We start from the raw sequence: 20462 nt of genomic DNA on the forward strand, positions 1-20462 counted from the left end.
CTTTCTATGTGTATTCTCAGATGCCGAAGTTCAGGCGTACCCAGGTCTGCGCACTCTCGCGCTTGAACGCGCCCGGCTCATGCAGCGCGCGGGTGGTCGAGACATCGACCGACATGCCTTTCCAGGCGAACGAAACGCCCATGACCGTGCCGGCCAGGCTGCCGCTCGCGGCGGCATCGGCGCGGTTGGTGATGCGGCCATAATCGATGCCGGCATACAGGCGCACGGGCAGCCCGACCAGCGGCAGCACGGGACGCACCGCCAGTTCGTTGCGCACGTACCAGCCGTCGTCGCCGGACAACGTGTTGTCCACGAAGCCGCGCACGCTGTACAGGCCACCGATCAGCACCTGTTCCGACCCGTACAGCACGTCGCGCGATTTCTGTCCCGTCAGCGCCGAGGTCCACGTGGCGTCCACGCCAGCGGCCCGGAAGGCCCGCATCCAGCTGGCGCCATAACGCAATTTGCCGAACTGCGCGCGCGGCGCCGAATCCGGCAGGCCGTCGGCGTCGTCCAGCGCGCCGGCGATCGACAGGCCCTGCGACCAGCCCGCGTCGAGCGACAAGGCGCCGCCCCACAGCGCAGTGCTGGTGTTCGCATCGAGGTCGAGAATGCTCAGCCTGCGGCTGGACACGGCAAGATAATTGCCGGCCAGGTAATTCTTCGTGTCCTTGACGGTCACAGTGGCCGACAGCGTCTGGCGCGTGACCTGGCCGCGGTAAGCCATCCAGTCCGCGCGCAGCGAGTCGTTCTTCGATTCGCCCTGGAATGGCAGCGGGTCGCCACTCGGCACCGGCACCGACGTGGTGAACTCGGAGCGGCTGCCGGAATACGACAGCGTGACATGGCGGAACGGCACGATGAACGACATGCTCTTGCTGGTGGAACCTTTGCGCGCGCGGTCGTTCGGCTGCGAGCGGCGATAGGTGAACAGCAGCAGTTCGTTCAAGCCCAGCACGCCATCGGCGCTGGCTGTGACGCCCAGCTGGTTGCGACCGGTGCTCTCGGAACCCGTGTTGTCGGCCGAGAGGCCGGCATGCAGCGGAAACGCGGGCGTGTTTCGGATCACGATCTTGCTCGCCCCCGCCTCGGCTCCGGGCTGGATGTCCATCGTGGCATTGTTCGAGGCCAGCTTGTTTGCCTGCTCGATGCCCTGCTCGAAGTCGCGCAGGTTGAACAGACCGCCGGCACGCGGGAACAGGTTCCATGGGTTGATGCGCCGCGCGCCCTCTTCCAGCTCGATCGATTCGATCTTCCCTTCCAGGACGAGAATCACCAGCCGGCCCTTGGACAGGTCCTGCGCCGGCAGGTAGGCGCGGGTGGTGATGTAGCCGCGCACGACGTAGTCGCGTGTGATCTCGCCCAGTATCTGCTCGACTTCCGCCACGCCCAGGCACTGGTTCGAAAAGCGCTCGACCAGGTCGGTGCGCACCTTGCCGTCCAGGTTCGGCGCACCTTCGATCGCGATCGTGTGGATCTGGTGGCACTTGCGGCCGGCCGCCGACGCGTCGACCTGCGGCACCAGCGCGCGCGTGTCGATGCCCGGCTGCGTGCGATCGCGCGGCAACGCGTTTTCGATATCGCGCTGGATGCGTTCCTGGTTCTGGCGCTGCAGCACATCGGCCTGGCGCGTGGCGTTGTCGACAACGGTTTGCGCCGTGGCGGCGGGCAGTGTGAAAGCAGCCGCCAGCAGGCAAGCCAGGCGAGCGGGTACGAATGAACGGGCCATGGGGCCTTTCATGGGAATGGCGAGTTGGAGAGACGACAGCGCGGGGATGGGGCGCGATCAACGGACCAGCGCCGCCGGACATTGCGGCGAGGCTGTGACCGATACTATTGGGAACGACCTATTGGCATGATAGTTCGTGCTTCTCAGTTACGCTAGAGAAACAGCTTGCTATAAGGAACTTTTTTGCAGGAAAACGACGATTCACTGACTGCGCATGCAAATGGCACGGTCGTGCACCGAGCGCGCCCGTTGTCCGCACCCCATGGCAACACTCGGCCACGCCACGCAGACCTGCGTCGAATGGCCCTCAAGGAGGAAGAAAACGGCACCGGCGCGCGGGTGCTGTTGCGGAAAGATGGACCGGTATTCGTGTCTTGACAGCAGATGCCGTCACGGCACCGGCTTCCACCCCTTCCCGCCATCGAACTCCGAAAAGAATGCGGCGCGCGAACCGTAGGCCGCCTTGGCCCCCTCCGCATCGAGCACCGCCCCGTGCACCCGCCCACTCACATCGAGCGGCTTCCCCTCCAGATCCATCGAGCCGAACTCCCGCCACCCGGCCGTAGCCGTGGCCACGGCAGGATTGGGCACCGGCTGCTTCGCATTCGGCCCGGCCCAGCCGCCGGGCGCGATGTGCGGCCCCATGCGGCAATTGACGAAGGCGATGTGGTCCCACGTGCCCGCGTAGCCGGGGCTGCGCGCGAGCCAGGTGGCGCCGGCGGGAACGTCGTTACCGGTCGGGCCAGGGCCGTGCGTGAGCCGGCTGTTCACGAACAGGAAGCCTTTGTCGGCAGCCGACATCGTGCGTGCCTGCAGCAGGTAGCCGCCGTTCCTCGAATTGGCGCTGTCGCCCACGGTGCGGATTTCGCTGTCCTCGAACAGCGCGGCGCGGCTATTTCCCCAGATGAAGTCCACGTTGCCGGCGATCAGGGTCCGGTAAAACCACGCGTAGCCGCGCACCTGGATCGTATCCTGCTCGCTGAAGAAGCTGGCGTTCTTCGCGACCAGCCGGCCTTCGCTGTTGAAGAACACCGTTTCGGCCTGGCCGCCGTCGGGCGCATTGCGCAGCATGCTGTTGCGGATCGTCAGCGTGTCGAGCGTGAGCATGTCGGCATCCTCGACGAGGAAGATCGCGCGGCCGCCGTTGATGCCGGGCGATCGCGCATCCTGGGCCGTGCCCGAACCCGGGTTCAGGCCATCGCCGTTCAGCGCGTCGATCACCACGCCGTCGCGGCTCTGGCCGCGCAGGGTCACGTTATCCTTGCCGCGCAGGTACAGCTGCTCCTGGTAGCGGCCATTGCGGATGTCCACCGTCACGGGGGCGCTGCGGGGCGCATGCCGCATCGCGTGATTGAGCGCGCCCTGCACGGTGCGGAAATCGGCCGCGCCGTCGTCGTCCACCACGAGTTTGTCTCTGCGCGGGATGGCGGCACGGGTGCGGAACGTCCAGCCCTGCTGCGGCCCGATGCCGGCGAACGGCTGGCCATTGAAGCTGCCAGTGAAGACGCCGTCGTCGATGGTGACGACGTATTCCTCGCCAGGCTGGAGCTTCGCGCTGTGCAGGTGGATGACGGCAGTGCGGCCTTCGATGGCGATCGGCTGCAGCCGCACCGCGCGGCGGTACTCCTGGCCGGCGTAGCCCAGCTGGTCGTAGTCGCCGCCGGCGTGGATCGTGTCGACGAGTGCGCCGTCGCGCTTGCGGTGGATGCGCACCGCGCCGGCCGTGCCCAGCGTGGGCATCGCGTCGAAGCGCAGGCGCAGCGGCGTGTCGTACGGCACATTGCGCTCGCCGATGGCCGGAGCGACCGCGCCGCCGAGTGCATGGGCGGCGCCCGATGGCACCTTGCGCTGCGCGATTCGCACGTCGAAAACGGTTTGCACGTTCGGGTCGTCCAGGCTGGCCAGCGTCACCGTCGTCGCGCCTGTCGCCAGCGGCGTCAGCGTGACGAAACCTTCGCCCACCTCCGCGCGCACCAGGGACGGATTCGCGGCCGAGGCGGTAAAGCGGAAGGGCATGGCGCCGAACGCGGTGGCGGTCGGCGGGCTGGCCGTGGTGAGGAACGTGCCGGGCTTGCCGGCGGATGCGGTAGAAGGAGGCGCAGCGGAAGCGGGATCGCCGGCCTGGCGGTAAGTACCCAGCGCGCTGACGTCGAGCCGCGCGGGGCCGTCGCCCAGCGTCAGTTGCGCCAGCCGCGGCGCGCGAGCCAGTGCCAGGCGCGCCGGCTTCTGCGCCGGGTCGCCGGTGACCGGGATGCTTGCTTCGAACGCGGTGCCGCTGGCGACCACGCCGGTCCGGCCGCCCAGCGGCAATGCCGTATCGGTGACGTTGGTGACCCGTTCGCCGTCCAGGTAGACGACCAGCATGCTGCCGGCCATTTCGAGCCGCACCGTGTGGAAGCGGCCATCGGTGACGGCGGCGCGGCCGAAGCCTTTCAGGCGCGTGAGCTGCCCGCCCTGCATGCGCACGATCTCCACCTGCATGCGCTTCGCCGCGGACTGGAAGCTCAGGCCAGCGCCATACCAGTTGCCTTCGTCCTGGTAGCGGCCGACGACATACAGCTTGCCGTCGCCTTGTTCGCCGGCCAGCGGCCGGAAACGCGCCTCGACGTACGCATCGGCGGCTGTCGCGCCGGCGGTGCGCACGGGAGCGTCGGCTTCGATGCGCACGACCTGGTTGGCTGCCACGGCCGATATCGATACCGCCACCATGACCGCACATGCGGCAACCCTTGGACTCATCATCCGTGTCTCCCTGTTTTTGTTGGCAAAAACCGGTGTCTGACACTATTTCCGGAGGAAATGGTGTCAGACACCGATGCTTCTGGCCTGACCACTTTACAACAGGTCAGGCCATCAACGCCAGCACCCCGATGATTGCGCTACCGGGCCAAAACAGAGTGAAAAGTAAATTTCCTAACGCTGCCCGGTAGAAAACTGTTTGCGTAAACATGCATTTTAAGCCATCCTAAAAAAAGGTTGGTCAGGCCAAATACTCAGCGGCCTGACCACCGTGCACACAGCACCGTCAAAGAACGAACAGGAGACCAGATGCACCGTATTCCCCAGCGGATCGCGTTGACCGCGATCGCCCTTGCCACCGCCTCGCTCGCGCAAACGGCAGCCGCCCAGCAAATCTCGTCCCAGGCCGCGCCGCAAGCCGCACCGCAAGCCGAATCGCCCATGCTGCGCGTGGAAGTCACCGGCTCGTCGATCCGCCAGCTGGCCACCGAAAATGCCTTGCCGCTTACCACCATCAAGTCCGAGGAACTGGTGGCGCGCGGGCTCACCACGATGTCCGAGGTGGCCACGTCGCTGACGGTCGGCTCCACCAATGAACCGGTGGGCGGCGGTGGCGGCGGCACCATGATCAACATGCGCGGCCTGAACACGAACCGCACGCTGGTGCTGCTGAACGGCCGGCGCCTGCCGAACGAGGCGATCGGCGCCAGCTCCGTCAACGTCGACGTGGTGCCGATGAGCGCCGTGGAGCGCGTGGAAGTGCTGCGCGACGGCGCCTCGTCGATCTACGGCACCGATGCCATCGCCGGCGTGGTCAACTTCATCACCAAGCGCACGCATACCGGTACCACGGTCACCGGCGGCTGGGTGCAGCCGGAGCGCCATGGCGGCGGGGACCAGCAGCGCATCAGCATCGTCAGCGGCATCGGCGACCTGGCCGAACAGGGCTGGAACGTGTATGCCGCGCTGGACTTCCAGCAGCGCGCCCGGCTGGCGCAGAGCGACCGGCCCAATATCAGCGATCCGAACCTGATCGCCCAGCTGGGCGGCAATCCGTTCACGTCCGACGTTGCGGGGTCGTCGTCGGCGCCGGCCAACTTCACCGTCTACCAGAACGGCAGGCCCACCACCCGCACCGGCAACCCGTATTTCGCCAACGGCTGCGCCGCCCCGTACGGCGGCGCGCAGTACACGATTCCATCGACCAGGACCACTGGCGCCGGCGTCGGCACCTGCATCCTCGACCCGGACCTGTACCCGCAGCTGCTGCCCGATAACATGCAGGCTTCGCTGTTCACGCGCGCCTCGCTGCGCCACCATGGCGACAGCCTGCTGACGGTCGAACTGCTGGCCACGGAATCGTTCATCAAGGCGCAGAATCCGCCGCAGATCTTCGGTGCCCAGACGGACTACGACAAGTACAACCCCGGCGTGCGCAAGCCGCTGTTCATCACACCGTCCTCCAGGTGGTATCCGGGCGGCAGCGGCGGCGTGCCGGGCGTCGCCGGCATCACGAACCAGGACCTGGCGCTGACCTGGAGCATGGACGAAGTGGGCCCCGCCAGGACGGACGACCGCCAGAACACGCGCCGCCTGGTGATCGCCGACCAGGGCGAATTCATGGGCTGGGACTACCGCGTCGGCGTCACCGCCGCCGAAAGCAAGCGCGCGGTCGGCTGGAGGAGCGGCTTCTTCGCCACCGACGGCATCTACGCGGGCGTGGCCAATGGCACGCTGAACCCGTTCGGCGCACAGGACGCCGAGGGCGCCGCCTACCTGGACAGCATCCGCCGCGACGACCTCACCTACCGCGTCGCCCGCGTGGGCTACGTGGGTACCGACTTCAATATCGCCCGTCCGCTGCTGGACCTGCCGGGCGGCCCGCTGACGCTGGCGATCGGCGGCGACTGGCACCGCGAGACCTATCGCGACGCGACGGACCCGGTGGCCAACGAGGTGACCTACAAAGTGTCCGGCACGCCGAATTCCTACCCGCGCGGCGAACGCAAGGTATCGGCCCTGTACCTGGAAGCGGATGCGCCGGTCACGAAGGATCTGACCCTGACGGGCGCCGTGCGCGCCGACCACTTCAGCGATTTCGGCAACACCGTGAACCCGAAGCTGAGCGTGCGCTGGCAGCCCACGCAGACCGTGCTGCTGCGCGGTACCGCGAGCACCGGCTTCCGTGCGCCGACGCTGCCGGAACTGTACGGCACCCCGCAGACGCGCACGCCATCGACCGGCAAGTGGGATGACCCGCTGCTGTGCCCGAGCGCCACGCCTTCCGTGCCTGGCACCGGCAGCCTGACCACCGATCCGCGCTACGCGGGGCTGAATCTCGACCCGGCGCGCGTCTGCAACACCAACCTGGTCACGCTGCAGGGCGCCAACCCGGACCTGGAGCCGGAGAAGGCCCGCACCCTCACCGCCGGCATCGTGCTCTCGCCCGTGAAGAACCTCTCCGTGTCGTTCGACTGGTGGTCGATCAAGATGAAACGCACGATCGCGCAGATCACCGAGGATTCCATCTTCGACAACCTGGGGCAGTACCAGGACCTGTTCGTGCGCAACGCCGACGGCACGCTGGACTACATCGTCAAGACGCGCCTGAACATGGGCGGCCTGCGCACGCGCGGCATCGATACCGCCGTCACCTACACCTGGCCCACCACCCAGTGGGGCAAGTTCGGCGTGGGCCTGGACGGCACCTACGTGGACCGCTACGAGGGCCAGAACGACGAAGGCGGCGAATGGGTCGACAGCGTGGGCAGGCCGGGCGCGCTGGCCACCGGGTCCACGTCGGCCAATACCTACGTGTACCGCTGGAAGCACAACCTGCGCGTCTCGTGGAATTACCGGAAGTTCGGCGTGCAGCTGACCCAGGCCTACACGTCGCACTACGAGGACACGAATGCGCAGCCGAACCAGAAGCCGGGCCAGCCGTTCTTCAACCAGATCGACCATTACACCCTGTACAACCTGGCCACGAACTGGAACGTTTCGGACAAGCTGAAGCTCACGCTGGGCGTCAACAACCTGCTCGACGACGACCCGCCGCTGTCGAACCAGCGTATCGGTTCGCGCGTGGTGTTCGCCCAGAACGTGTCCAAGCCGATCGGCCGCGCCTGGAACATCCGCGCCAACTACACCTTCTGAGGCCGCCATGAAGATGACCACCACGCTGCGCGCGCTTCCCCTGGCCGTTTGCCTGTCCTTCCTCGCCCTCCCCGGCCACGCCGCCGAGGCGTGGGTGCCGGATCTCGGCAACGGCAAATACCAGAACCCGGTGCTGAACGCGGATTACTCCGACCCGGACGCGGTGCGCGTCGGCGACACGTTCTACATGACGTCGTCGAGCTTCAACAGCGCACCGGGCCTGCCGCTGCTGCAGTCGAAGGACATGGTGAACTGGCAGCTGGTCGGTCACGCCCTGCCGAAACAGGTACCCGTCGCGCATTTCTCCACGCCGCGCCACGGCGGCGGCGTGTGGGCACCCTGCCTGCGCCACCACGACGGCAAGTTCTGGATCTTCTATCCCGATCCGGACCACGGCGTGTACGTGACGACGGCCACGGACTTCAAGGGGCCGTGGAGCGAGCCGCACCTGCTGTTGCCGGGCAAGGGCATCATCGATCCCTCGCCGCTGTGGGACGACGACGGCAAGGCTTACCTCGTGCACGCCTGGGCGAAGAGCCGTGCCGGCATCAACAACCGGCTGACCCTGCGCAGCATGGCGCCGGACGGCAGCCGGCTGCTCGACGGCGAAGGCAAGGTCATCGTCGATGGCGACAAGCTGCCGGGCTACCGCACGCTGGAGGGGCCGAAGTTCTACAAGCACGACGGCTATTACTATGTGTTCGCGCCCGCCGGAGGCGTGGAGCATGGCTGGCAATCGGTCTTCCGTTCGCGCACCATCGACGGGCCGTATGAAGACCGCATCGTGATGGAACAGGGCGATACGCCTGTCAACGGCCCGCACCAGGGCGCCTGGGTGCGCGCGCAGGACGGCAAGGACTGGTTCCTGCACTTCCAGGACCGCAAGGCCTACGGCCGCGTGGTGCACCTGCAGCCGATGGCGTGGCGGGACGGCTGGCCCGTCATCGGCCAGCAGGGGCCGAAGCCCGGCGTCGGCAACCCCGTTGCCACCTACGACAAGCCGGTGGCGGGGCAGCCCGCGAGCTTGCCGTTCCTGGTGCCGGCCACCACCGACGAATTCGACGGCAAGACGCTGGGCCTGCAGTGGCAGTGGAACGCCAACCCGCGCGATGGGTGGTATTCGCTGGCCGCCCGTCCCGGCCACCTGCGCCTGCCCGTGCAGGCCGTGCCGGCATCGAAGGATTTCGTGCGCGCCGCGCCGAACATCCTCACGCAGAAATTGCCCGCCGCCGCGTTCACCGCCGAGACGCGCATCGAACTGCGCGGCGCGAAGGATGGCGACCGCGCGGGCCTGATCCTGAACGGCCAGAGCTACGCGGCGCTGGGCCTGCACCAGCGCGGCAAGGACCTGCAACTGGTGTACACCACCTGCACGCCATTCAAGCCGCGCTGCACGGAAAGCGCCACCGTGCTGCTGCCGAAGGCGCCCGCCGCGCTGACGCTGCGCATGGCGATGGCCGAAGGCGCCAATGCCCGCTTCCAGTACAGCGTGGACGGCAAGACGTTCGTGGATGCCGGCCCGCCGTTCGCCGCCACGAAGGGGCACTGGGTCGGCGCGCAGATGGGTTTGTATAGCGCCAGCGATGCGCTGCAACCATCCGGCGCATGGCTCGATGCCGACTACTTCCGGGTGACCAAATGAAGAAGCTCGCACTGGCAGTGCTGCTGTCCGCCCTCGCGGTCACCGCGGTACAGGCGGCCGGCCCGTATCGCAATCCGGACAACAAGAACCTGAACGATCCGCTGGAAGGCACCTACCCGGTGCCCTATAAATTGCCGGTGGTGGCCGAGATCACCGCGCAGCTCGACGCCGTGCGCGGCTTCATCGACCGCGCCACGCCGAGCCGCATCGTCGACAAGGCCACTGGCCAGCCCATTGCCGATTTCGCTGCGCCGGTCGCCGGCGCCATCGTGGAACCGTCGCCGAACGATTTCGGCATCATGAATTACGAGATGGGCGTGGTGCATGCGGGCCTGATGCTGGGCCGGCGCGTGACGGGCGATCCGAAGTGGACGGCCATGACGGAACGCCACCTCGATTTCTTCCATCAGCGCCTCGGCTACTTCCAGGAACAGGAAAAGCAGTTCAAGCTGGGCCGCGCGAACAGCTTCGCGCGCTGGGTGAAACCCCATGCGCTCGACGATTCAGGCTCCATGTGCGCGGCACTGGTGCGCGCGCGCCTGGAAAAGATCGGGCCGGACATGTCGCCCGTCATCGCCACCCTCGCCGACTGGGTGCACAGCAGGCAGGTGCGGCTGAAGGACGGCACGCTGGCGCGCAACCGCCCGCAGGCATGGTCCGTGTGGGCGGACGACATGTACATGAGCATTCCCGCGCTGGCCGAGATGGGCCGCATGACGGGAGAAAAGCGCTACTACGACGACGCCGTGAAGAACGTGCTGGGCATCTCGAAATACCTGTTCGACAAGCAGGCCGGCCTGTACACGCATGGCTGGAACATGAACAACCCGGATGCGCCCGAGTTCTACTGGGGCCGCGCGAACGGCTGGGCGGTGCTGGCCATGTCCGACCTGCTCGACGTGCTGCCGAAGAGCCACCCCGGCTACGCGAAAGTGCTGGCGCAGCACCGGCGCGCGCTGCGCGGTATCGCCAAGCAGCAGTCCGGCGAAGGCATGTGGCACCAGATGCTGGACCGGCACGACTCCTACCTGGAAACGTCGGGCACGGCGATGTTCGTCTATGCGCTGGCGCATGCGATCAACCAGGGCTGGATCAGCCCCACCACGTATGGCTCCATCGCGCAGGCCGGATGGGCCGGCATCTCGGCCCGCATCAAGCCGGATGGCAGCGTCGTCGACGGCGTGACGGCGACCACCTTCGCCAGCGACCATGTGTATTACTACAACCGGCCGACCAGCATCAATGCCATGGCCGGCTACGGACCCGTGCTGCTGGCCGGCTTCGAGATGATCAAGCTGCTGAACAACCCGGACGTGGTCATCACCGACAAGGTGAAGACGTATCACTACGGGCCGAAAAAGCCGCAGCCGCCGGCGCCGTAGCAGCCGGCGCCCTGGCAGCCAAGCCCCTGGTCAGAACTCGACTGCGCCGACAGGGTGGGCAAGGTAGCCGTTCAGCCAGTTGAACACCTTGTTGGCGCGCGCCTGCACGCGCGCGTCGAACCCCTTCTCGGCCAGCAGCGCGATGCCGTTCGTTTCCACGAGCACGCCCGGCACGAGCGCCAGGCGGCCAGCGCCGGCAGTGACCTGCATCGGTGCCAGGCAGTGGCCGAGGATCGACGCCAGCACCAGGTTATGCGAGGACACGATGACAAGGCCGTGGCGGGCGATGTCGTCGAGCACCGCGGCTGCCGCCGAAATGGATTCCAGATGATTCGTGCCACGGAAGACTTCGTCGATCAGGTAGATGCCCGCATCCGGCCCCTGCGCCGACGCGAGCAGTTCGCGTGCGCGCCGCAGTTCAGCCACGTACAGGCTTTCGCCGCCCAGCAGCGAGTCCTCGTTCTGCATGCTGGCGTGGACGACGCGCGTCGATACCGCCGCGGCGGTTGCGTAACAGAAGCCGAACGCGCGCGCCGCCAGCAGGTTCAGGCCGACGGTGCGCAGCAGCGTGCTCTTGCCCACGCCGTTGCGGCCGGACAGGAAGACGCCCTTGCCTTCCACGTGGATCGACAGCGGCAGCGGCTGCGCCAGCAGCGGATTGACCACGCCGTCCAGCGCGATGGCCTTGCCGGGATGCCGTTCGGCCCAGCAGAACCCGGGCACGGCGGCCAGGTGGCGGGCCAGCGCAAGGTCCGCTTCGAGGTCGGCCACCAGCAGGAAGCATTCCTGCAGTGCGGGCAGGCCGGCGCGCACGCGGCGCCGGCCCTTGAGACAGTGCCGCACGTCGCCCAGCAGGAACCAGTTCACATACTCTTTCAGGCCGGGCAGGCGCATCACGACCGGCGAACGGGATACACCGCGGCGCAGTTTTCCCGCCTGGCTGCGCAGGTCGCGAAACCGCGCGAGCATGGCTTCGTCGCGCGCGCCGAGCATCTCGCACGCCACCAGCATCAGCTGCAGCGCTTCCGCCTGCATTTCCCAGAGACGCACGGCGCGGCTGTAGCGGATGCTGGTCGCCACCAGCAGCACGCCGAGCACGCCGGCCGCCAGCCAGGCGGCGGGCCAGGCGAACGATACCAGCACGGCCAGCACGAATGCGGGGCCGAGCACGCCGAAACAGTGCGTCCACCATGGCGCCGGTTCGACGGGCGCCGGTGCGAACAGCAGCCGCGCCACCTCGACCCTGGCGCGGCGCAGCGGTGCGCATGCGCCGGCCAACGATTCGCGCAGCTTGCCGTCGGCCGTCAGCGCACGGATCCTGTCCGCATGCGCATGGCAGGTCGTGTCGTCGGTGCCGGCGCGCAGCCGGCGATACAGCTCCTGCTGGCCGAAGATGCCGGTACCATCCGACAGCGTGGCGAGATAGCGGCCGGCCAGCAGGTCGCGCCACGTCTGGTCGTCGACGGCATCCCCCGCCGCGCCGGCCGTGGCTTCGTGCAGGGCGGCGACTTCCTGTTCGTCGAACGTGAAGCCGGCGGAATCGGGTGCGGGAATCGCCAGCACGGTTTCCATGAAGGCATCGTAGCGGCGGCGCAGGCTTGGCAGCAGGCCCGGCAGAAATTGCTGCAGGTGGCTGGACATGGTTCCTTTCAAATGAGTAGGAGGGCGGCTCCTTCCGGAGCCGCCGAGTATCTGTCGACCAGGGGAGAAATTACAAGATGTTCATAGTGAATAATCAACACCGGTGTGCGGTGTCGTTCATGCTCGCCGCGTGCATGGCGGTGCCTGCGGCGCACGGCGCAGTACAGGACAAGGCGCCGCAGGGCGAACTGCGCTTCGACTTCACGGGACGTCCCGCGCCGGGCGCGGTGGCGGTCAAGTGGAATGGCCACGCGCCCTTGTACGATGCCGCCACTGGCCACGGCTTCGTCAACCGGACGGCCGCCCTGCCCGCCCGCCCCGTGCATACGGAGGGCATCCGCTGCGGCAGCGATGGCTGCACGATCACCGAAGCGGCCATCGATACCGGCGTGCCCGACCACTACAACCACTTCGGCATGGCCTTCCGCATCAAGGCGGCACCGGGCGCGTATGCGGTGAAGGTACGCACCACGTCGTACGCCGCCGATACGATCGTGTCGGTCACCGGCATGCAGACCAGCCGCCTGACCTCCCCCGTCTTCTGGGATGCGGCCAGCCTGATGCCCAACCAGACCCGCGTGACGGCGCAAGGGCGCGACTGGGCCTACCGCTACGTGAACGGGCGCGGCTTCATCGACATCGAGATCGAGCCAAGAAAAGCCGGCGTACCGGTCGGCGTGGCGGAGATCGTGCTCACGCCGATTGCGCCGCAGGGGCGGCCGGCCGGCGAGCGCCCGGCGCTGTTCACGCTGGGCGACTCCACCGTGAAGACCTACACGTTCGACGAGGCGCCGATGAGCGGCTGGGGCCAGGTGTTCGACAGCCTGTTCGATCCCGCGAAAGTGAAGGTGCTCAATTACTCGATGGGCGGCCGCTCGTTCCGCAACGCCTACGCCGAGGGCCGGCTGAACGACCTGCTGATGGCCGGCCGGGTGGGCGACGTGATCATGATCCAGTTCGGCCACAACGATGAAAGTGTCGATGAGACGAAACGCTACGGCCGCGGCGCCACCGAAGCGATGTACGAGGAAATGATCCGCGAGGTGTACCTGCCGGCGATCCGCGCGCGCGGCATGGTGCCGGTGTTCGTCACGCCGATGTCCCGGGTGAATGGCACGCAGAAGCCGGACGAGCCCTACGTGAACTCGTTCGGCAAGCGCAAGTTTCCCGACCTGATGAGGAAGCTGGGCGCAGAACTGGGCGTGACCGTGGTGGATTTGAACGCGCGCAGCGTGGCGTATTACAACGCCGCCGGCGTCGATGCGATCACGGCGATGGTGATGTCGATCGAGGCCGGCGAAACGCCGGGCAAGACCAACGATGGCAGCTATGCCAATGGCCATCCGGCGAACAAGATCGACGGCACGCACTACAAGGAAGCGCTGTCGAAGCAGTACGCACGGCTGGTGGTGACGGAGCTTGCCCGCCTGGCCGCGGCAGGCGACAAGGTGGCGGCCGGCATCGTGGCGCAGCTGGACGGCGACGTGCGCGCGGCGGTGGCGGCGAACGACTGGTCCGCGATCTACCCGGAGATCGCGAACGATATCGTCAGCGGCGATGGCGCCTACTACCGCAACCAGATCGAAAAACTGCTGCAGCTGGGCGTGCTGCGCAAGGATGCACAAGGCAACTTCAATCCGCAGGCGCTCATGCGGACCGACGAATTCGCCGGGGCGTTGAAGAAGGCGATGGCCTTGCCGGCTGCGTCGCTGGCCGCGAATTTACCAGCTTACGGGGATGGCCCGCTGACGCGCGAAACGATGGGCGCCATCCTGCACGATGCGTATCACACGAAGTTCACCGCGAAGCCGGCTTACATGACCGACTACAACGGCAAGACCACCCTGCCCGGCAGCCCCGGCTACGACCCGAACCTGGACAGCGGCGCGCAGGGCGCCATGTACTACCCGCTCGTGCGCTGGACGCAGTTGCAGGACACGGCCGCCATCGCGCCCGCCTACGCGGACAAATTGCGCGACGCCTATGAACTTGGCCTGATCCGGTCGGAAGCCGGCATTGCGCGCGGGCGCATGGTCAACGGGCGGCTGCTGGAACCGAAAACCCGGGTGACGCGCGCCAAGGCTGCCAAGGCGCTGTATTTCATGTGGGTGCTGGCGCAGCCGCCGAAGGGCGAGAACGACCGGCGCTGAGGCGATGCAGCGCGGACGTTGACATGGGTATAACGCCCTGGTTCGACACCCGCCTGAAATCTTGCCAGTCCGGCCATGCAACGTGGCCGGGTGTTGTATGCCAACCCCCGTTCATGCAAGATTCATGCAATTTGATTTGCCTCAATGCAACTTCGGCTTTATAGTTGCACGGCGTTAATTCCGTCCGTATTCCATTCCAGTCACCCAATGAAGCTCACCCGTATCGGCATCATCCTGATCGCCTGCGCGCTCGCGGCGATCACGCTCGTGGTCACGCTGCTCGTCATGCGCCAGCAGGACAGCCAGTCGACACAGGTGCGCGTGAAGGGCGTGGGGCTGGCGAAGTCGCTGAGCGGCATCCCCGTCGCGCAGCTCGACGACGGCAAGACGGCCGGCCTGCTCAATACCCTGCTGGCTTACCACGACGACGGCAACTTCGCCTATGCCGCGATCACCGATGCGAACGGCCGCACGCTGGCCGAAGTGGCCAGCCGCGGCACGATGACACCGGGCACGCCGCTGCCGCCGGATGCCGCCACCGGCTTCGGCGAGCGGGAACTGCCCCCTTCCGCAACCGGCCCCGCGCTGCGCGAATTCTATGGACCGATGGCCGACCGCAGCCGTGGCACCGCCTTCGTGCGCGTGGGCTTCCAGCAGCCGCGCTTCGCGGTGCTGGCGCGCGACGTGTCGTTCCTGGCGCTGCTGGCCCTGATGATGTTCCTCGTGGTGCCCGTGATCTACCTGGTCATCAAGCGCGAGATGGCGCCGCTGGCCGGCCTGCACGACCAGCTGCGCCAGCTTGCCGTGCCGGACCAGCCGCTGGCCCGGGTGGCCGACATGCGCGAACTCGTTTCGGGCATGCAGGGCTACCTTGCGCAGGCCGGCGAACGCGTCGCCCGGCTGGAGCTTGGCGCACGCAACTCGACCGCCGACAACCGCCTGCTGCAATACGGCAGCAAGAAACTCAATGCCGCGCTGCAGTCGCTGCCGGACGGCCTGCTGATGCTCGATCCGGGCGGCGACGTGACGTTCGTTTCCGGCAAGGTGGAACCGCTGCTCGGCATTCCCGCCGATGCGCTGCTGGGCAAGCCGGTCGACGACTGGTGCCGCGACACGGCGCTGCGCACGCTGCTCGCCCGCTACACCGGCACCGCTCGCGAGGGCGCGCGCCCGCAGAGCGTGGACTTCGCGCCGGCGAACGTGGAAGGCCGCCAGCTGTGCGCCACCGCGCAGCCGCTCAGCGGCGGACATGGCGCGATGTCGTTCGGCACGCTCGTGGTGCTGCGCGACGTGACCCGAGAACACCTGGCGCGCCAGGCCGGCAACGACTTCGTGGCCCACGTGTCGCACGAGCTGAAGTCGCCGCTGAACGTGATCGGCATGTATGCCGAGATGCTGGCCGATGCCGACGAGGAAAGCCTGCGCGTGGAATCGCTGAACGTGATCCAGGATGAAATCGAGCGCATGAACGCGCTGGTCGGCAACCTGCTCAACGTGAGCAAGCTCGATGCGGGCAGCATGAGCCCCGAGCGCAACCGCGTGCGCCTCGACGACATGCTGCGCGACGCCTACGACCAGGCCATTCCGCGCGCCGAAGGCAAGGGCCTGCACGTGGCCCTCGACCTGCCGCGCGACCTCGATGCCGTCACCATCGACAAGGACCTGTTCCGCATCGCGCTGAACAACCTGCTGACGAACGCGATCAAGTACAACCGCCCGGGCGGCAGCGTGACGCTGGCCGCGCGCAACGACGGCCACGAGATCGTCATCAGCGTGCGCGACACCGGCATCGGCATCGCCGCGCCGGACCGCGACCGCATCTTTGAAAAGTTCTACCGCGTCAGCGAAAGCGGCGCGCCGGTGACCCGTGGCGGCCATGGCCTGGGCCTGTACCTGACCGCGCAGATCGTCGAACTGCACCATGGCCGCATCGCCGTCGACAGCGAACCCGGTGTCGGCAGCACGTTCTCCATTCACTTGAAAAGCGCCCCAGCCCCGACCGGCGCGGCAGTCCTATGACCCAACATCACATTCTATTGGTGGACGACGAGCCGCACGTGCTGCGCGTGTTGCGGCTCGCGCTCGAACGCGAAGGCTACAGCGTGGCCACCGCCAGCGACGGCCATGCGGCGCTCGCGGCCATGGCGCAGCGCCTGCCCGATGTGCTGATCAGCGATATCCAGATGGATGGCATGGATGGCCGCACGCTGTGCCCCCTGGCGCGCAGCACGTACCCGGACCATCCGTTCCTGATCCTCGTGATGACGTCGATGACGGCACTCGATGAACGCGCCTGGGCGCGCGCCGTTGCCAACACCGAATTCCTTGAAAAACCCCTCAGTCCGCGCCAGCTGGTGGCGCGGCTGGGGCGCCACTTCGCTGCTTTGGCGGCAGCGAGCAACCCGCCGGAGTCCAGCCATGCCCCGTAGTTTCCTGTCCAGTCTCGATCATTCCCGCCACGCCCGCTGGCTGCTGCGCGTCACCGGTGCCGACCAGGCGCTGGCCGTGTGCGACGGCGCCGGCGTGCCTTGCTGGACGGCGCCGGGGCACGCCGACCTGGAACACTGGCTGCTGCACCTGAACCCCGAGGGCTTCGTGTGGCAGGCCGACGGCGAAGGGATGCAGCGGCACGACGCGCCCGACGCGACACTGCTGTACCAGCCGGTCATGTCGAAAGGCCGGCGGCTCGGCTGGCTGGCGGTGCGCGTGGCCCGCGTCGATGGCGCGGACAACGCGCCGTTCGAATGGGATGCGCTGGCCGAGGCGCTGGAAGACATCGCCGCGTCGATCGGCGACGACTACGTCACCCACGGCGAACTGAACGCGATGGCCGACGAACTGTCGGACCGCTACGAGGAACTGCACCTGGTGTATGCGATCGACAAGCAGGTGCAGGACATGACCAGCGGCGAAGACGTGTTCGGCACCCTGCTGGAAAGCTGGGCCGAGCACATGAATGCCGACGTGGCCGCCTTCATCAAGCCGGCCGACAACCTGTGCGTGTCGGCCACCAACCTGTCCGCGCCGATCCACAACCTCGACCTGGTCCTGGTGGAAATGCGCGGCGACCTGTACCGCTTCGCGCACTCCTCGCGTCAGCCGATCGTGATGAACGACACGAACGATCCACGCCGCGCCTACATCTTCACGGACATGCCGTTCAAGATCCTGTGCTGCCCGGTGTTCCAGGACAAATCCGTGGTGGCGATCCTCGTGCTGCTGAACCACGCGGAGAAGGAAGATTTCACGAACAGCGACCGCAAGCTGGGCGAAGTACTCGCCAACCATCTTTCGAGCCTGTCGCGCATGCACAGCATGCTGGCTGAAACGAGCAAATTCAACCAGCAGATGGCGGCCGCGCTGATCGAGGCGGTGGAAGCCAAGGACCCGTATACCCGCGGCCACTCCGAGCGCGTGCACCACATCTCGATGGAAATCGGCCGCGCGCTGCGGCTGCCGCCGCGCGAGCTGGACAACCTGTTCTGGGGCTCGCTGCTGCACGACGTGGGCAAGATCGGCATTCCCGACGCGGTGCTGTGCAAGCCGGGCCGCCTGACGCGCGACGAGTTCACCTTCATCATGGTGCACCCGGAACGCAGCTACGAGATCCTGCGCCACATCGACCGCCTGAAGGGTGCCGTGCCGGGCGCGCGGCACCACCAGGAAAAGTACGACGGCACCGGCTATCCGCACGGCCTGGAAGGCAACGACATCCCGTACAACGCGCGCATCATCGCCGTGGCCGATACGTATGACTCGATCACCAGCTCGCGCGCCTACCGCGCCGGCCGCAGCCACGAGGTGGCGATGGCCGAGATCGCGCGGGTGGCCGGCACCCAGCTGGATCCGGCCGTGGTCGACGCCTTCGCGATCGTGTGCCGCACGGAGCCGGACTGGATCGCCGCATTCGGCATCGCCCGCGACGCCATACCGGAGACCACTGCCGCATGAACAGCGGGCTTACCGGCGGGCTCACCAGCGCGCTAGCCGGCGGGGACACGATCACCCGCAGCCGCATCGGCGCGATGACGTATCTCGCGCCGGTGACGGCGCTCGTGGCCGACGAGGCCGTGCGCGCGCTGGAAGCGGCGCTGAACGAATGCATCGGCCAGCACCAGGTGTCGATCGTGGTCGACCTGGGCAAGGTGCCGATGCTGTGCGGCCGCGCGCTGGGCATGATGGCCGACATGGCCGCACGGCTGGCCGGCCTGGGCGGCTGGCTGAAACTCGCCTACCCGAACCCGCTGCTGCAGGAGATCCTGGCGGCCACCGGCCTGCATGACCAGCTGCCGCCGTTCGACGCCCGCACGGCGGCGCCGCGCCGCCCGCGCGAACCGGGCAGCAAGCTGGGCGACATCCTCGTCGAACGGGGCGCCGCGACGTCCGAACAGGTGGCCGAGGCGGCGCGCCTGCAGGAGCAGACGGGCAAGCGCATGGGCCTGATCATGGTGGAGCGCAAGTGGATCAGCGAGGCGGCGCTGTACGCCGCGCTGGCCGACCAGCTCGATCTTCCCTACGTGAACCTGCGCGCCGGCCTGTACGACCCGGCCGCGCTGGCGTTGCTGGACAAGGATGCCGCGCGCCGCCTGAACGTGCTGCCGCTGTTCCAGGTGCGCGACACGCTGACGGTGGCCAGCGCCGACCCGCAGGCGATCCACCACATCGACGAGCTGCGCAACCGCACCGGTTGCCGCATCCGCATCGCGATCGCGCCGCCGGCCGAGATCCGCCGCGTGGCCGACGATGCGTATGGCGGCACGCTGCCCGAGTTCGTGCACACCGAGGCCAGCGACCTCGAACTGATCGAATCGACGATCCCTGACGACTACACGCAGATCGACGCGATGGCCGGCGCGAGCCCCGTCATCAACATGGTCAATGCCGTGATCCAGCGGGCGATCCGCGACAGCGCCAGCGACATCCACATCGAGATCTCGCGCAACCGTGCGCGCATCCGCCTGCGCATCGACGGCATCCTGTATGAAGTGATGGCGCCGAAGGTGGACCAGCATCCGGCCATCGTGTCCCGGCTGAAGGTGATGGCCAACCTGGACATCGCCGAACGGCGGCTGCCGCAGGATGGCCGCATCCAGGTGGCCACGCAGGGGCGCACCGTGGACCTGCGCTTTTCGTCGCTGCCCGGCATCTACGGCGAAAAGGTGGTGCTGCGCGTGCTCGACAAGAACCAGTCGATCCTCGACGTGGACAAGCTGGGCATGAACGATGGCGCGGTCACGTCGTTCAAGCGCCTGCTGGGCCGCAGCCACGGGCTGATCCTCGTGACGGGACCGACCGGCAGCGGCAAGACCACCAGCCTGTATGCGGCGATCAGCCACCTCAAGAGCATCGAGAAGAACATCGTCACGATCGAGGACCCGGTCGAATACCAGCTCGACATCATCAACCAGAACCAGGTCAACGATGCGATCGGGCTGACGTTCCCGAAGATCCTGAAGCACGTGCTGCGGCAGGACCCGGACATCATCATGATCGGCGAGATCCGCGACCGCCAGACCGCCGAGATCGCGGTGCAGGCCGCGCTGACGGGCCACCTGGTACTCACCACGCTGCACACCAACGACACGCTGGGCGCCGTGTCGCGCCTGGTGGAAATGGGCGTGGAACCCTACCTGCTGTCGTCCGCGCTGATCGGCGTGATGGCGCAGCGCCTCGTGCGCCGCGTGTGCCAGGGTTGCCGCACCAGCTACCTGGCCACGCCGGAAGCGGCCGCCGCCTACCGCTACCGGGGCAAGGGTGACCTGCGCCTCATGCGCGGCCGTGGCTGCCCGGCGTGCTACGACTCGGGCTACAAGGGCCGCATGGGCATCTACGAACTGCTGGAAGTGGGGAATGATTTGCAGCGCATGATCGTGGCGAACGCCAGCAAGGACCAGATGGCGGCGCACGTGAATGCCACCGGCCACCACGACCTGTACGCCGACGGCATGGCGCGCGCCTTCGAAGGCCACACCACGCCGGAAGAGATCGCCCGCGTGGTGCACTCGCTGTGACGCATCGTCCAT

At 67.3% G+C, this 20462-nt stretch carries 11 protein-coding genes; 8 read left to right on the forward strand and 3 right to left on the reverse strand.

Features of this window, described 5'->3' with window-relative positions:
- Positions 1-16 precede the first annotated feature (16 nt).
- Positions 17-1729 (reverse strand): ShlB/FhaC/HecB family hemolysin secretion/activation protein, encoded by a 1713-nt coding sequence (locus ACY65G_RS01060; protein WP_464995527.1) that lies wholly within the window; start codon positions 1727-1729, stop codon positions 17-19.
- A gap of 390 nt (positions 1730-2119) precedes the next feature.
- Complete coding sequence (locus tag ACY65G_RS01065; RefSeq protein WP_464995528.1) at positions 2120-4471, reverse strand: pectinesterase family protein; 2352 nt, start codon at positions 4469-4471, stop codon at positions 2120-2122.
- Positions 4472-4777: 306 nt separating this feature from the next.
- On the opposite strand from ACY65G_RS01065, the gene ACY65G_RS01070 reads away from it, so the two are divergent.
- From ACY65G_RS01070 to ACY65G_RS01080, 3 genes are read left to right on the forward strand one after another with little or no spacing between them, the layout of a single operon-like run.
- Entirely contained in the window at positions 4778-7624 is a 2847-nt protein-coding gene (locus ACY65G_RS01070; RefSeq protein WP_464995529.1) for a TonB-dependent receptor domain-containing protein, read from the forward strand.
- A 7-nt stretch (positions 7625-7631) separates the two neighbouring features.
- Positions 7632-9266 carry a glycoside hydrolase family 43 protein gene (locus ACY65G_RS01075; protein WP_464995530.1) on the forward strand — a complete coding sequence of 545 codons (1635 nt, stop codon included), beginning with the start codon at positions 7632-7634 and terminating at the stop codon, positions 9264-9266.
- Positions 9263-10648 carry a glycoside hydrolase family 88/105 protein gene (locus ACY65G_RS01080; RefSeq protein ID WP_464995531.1) on the forward strand — a complete coding sequence of 462 codons (1386 nt, stop codon included), beginning with the start codon at positions 9263-9265 and terminating at the stop codon, positions 10646-10648. Before ACY65G_RS01075 ends, ACY65G_RS01080 begins: the two co-directional genes overlap by 4 nt.
- Positions 10649-10678: 30 nt before the next feature.
- Here the strand turns inward: ACY65G_RS01080 and ACY65G_RS01085 are convergent, their stop codons facing one another.
- The gene (locus tag ACY65G_RS01085; RefSeq protein WP_464995532.1) at positions 10679-12289 is read right to left on the reverse strand and encodes a MutS-related protein; all 1611 of its coding nucleotides are present in this window, start codon (positions 12287-12289) and stop codon (positions 10679-10681) included.
- Between the two features lie 86 nt (positions 12290-12375).
- On the opposite strand from ACY65G_RS01085, the gene ACY65G_RS01090 reads away from it, so the two are divergent.
- From ACY65G_RS01090 to ACY65G_RS01110, 5 genes are all read left to right on the forward strand, one after another.
- A complete protein-coding gene (locus ACY65G_RS01090; protein WP_464995533.1) occupies positions 12376-14439 on the forward strand; it encodes a GDSL-type esterase/lipase family protein in 2064 nt (687 codons plus the stop codon).
- Positions 14440-14646: 207 nt separating this feature from the next.
- A complete protein-coding gene (locus ACY65G_RS01095; protein WP_464995534.1) occupies positions 14647-16458 on the forward strand; it encodes a sensor histidine kinase in 1812 nt (603 codons plus the stop codon).
- On the forward strand, positions 16455-16868 hold the full coding sequence (locus ACY65G_RS01100; RefSeq protein ID WP_464995535.1) for a response regulator transcription factor: 414 nt from the start codon (positions 16455-16457) through the stop codon (positions 16866-16868). Before ACY65G_RS01095 ends, ACY65G_RS01100 begins: the two co-directional genes overlap by 4 nt.
- Positions 16858-18390: an HD domain-containing phosphohydrolase gene (locus tag ACY65G_RS01105; protein ID WP_464995536.1), complete on the forward strand. Its 1533-nt coding sequence runs from the start codon at positions 16858-16860 to the stop codon at positions 18388-18390. The genes ACY65G_RS01100 and ACY65G_RS01105 overlap by 11 nt, the downstream gene beginning before the upstream one ends.
- Positions 18387-20450, forward strand: coding sequence for an ATPase, T2SS/T4P/T4SS family (locus ACY65G_RS01110; RefSeq protein WP_464995537.1), 2064 nt, complete (start codon positions 18387-18389; stop codon positions 20448-20450). The genes ACY65G_RS01105 and ACY65G_RS01110 overlap by 4 nt, the downstream gene beginning before the upstream one ends.
- The last annotated feature ends 12 nt before the right edge of the window (positions 20451-20462 follow it).

It is taken from the genome of Pseudoduganella sp. jia 12 (genome assembly GCF_055502675.1).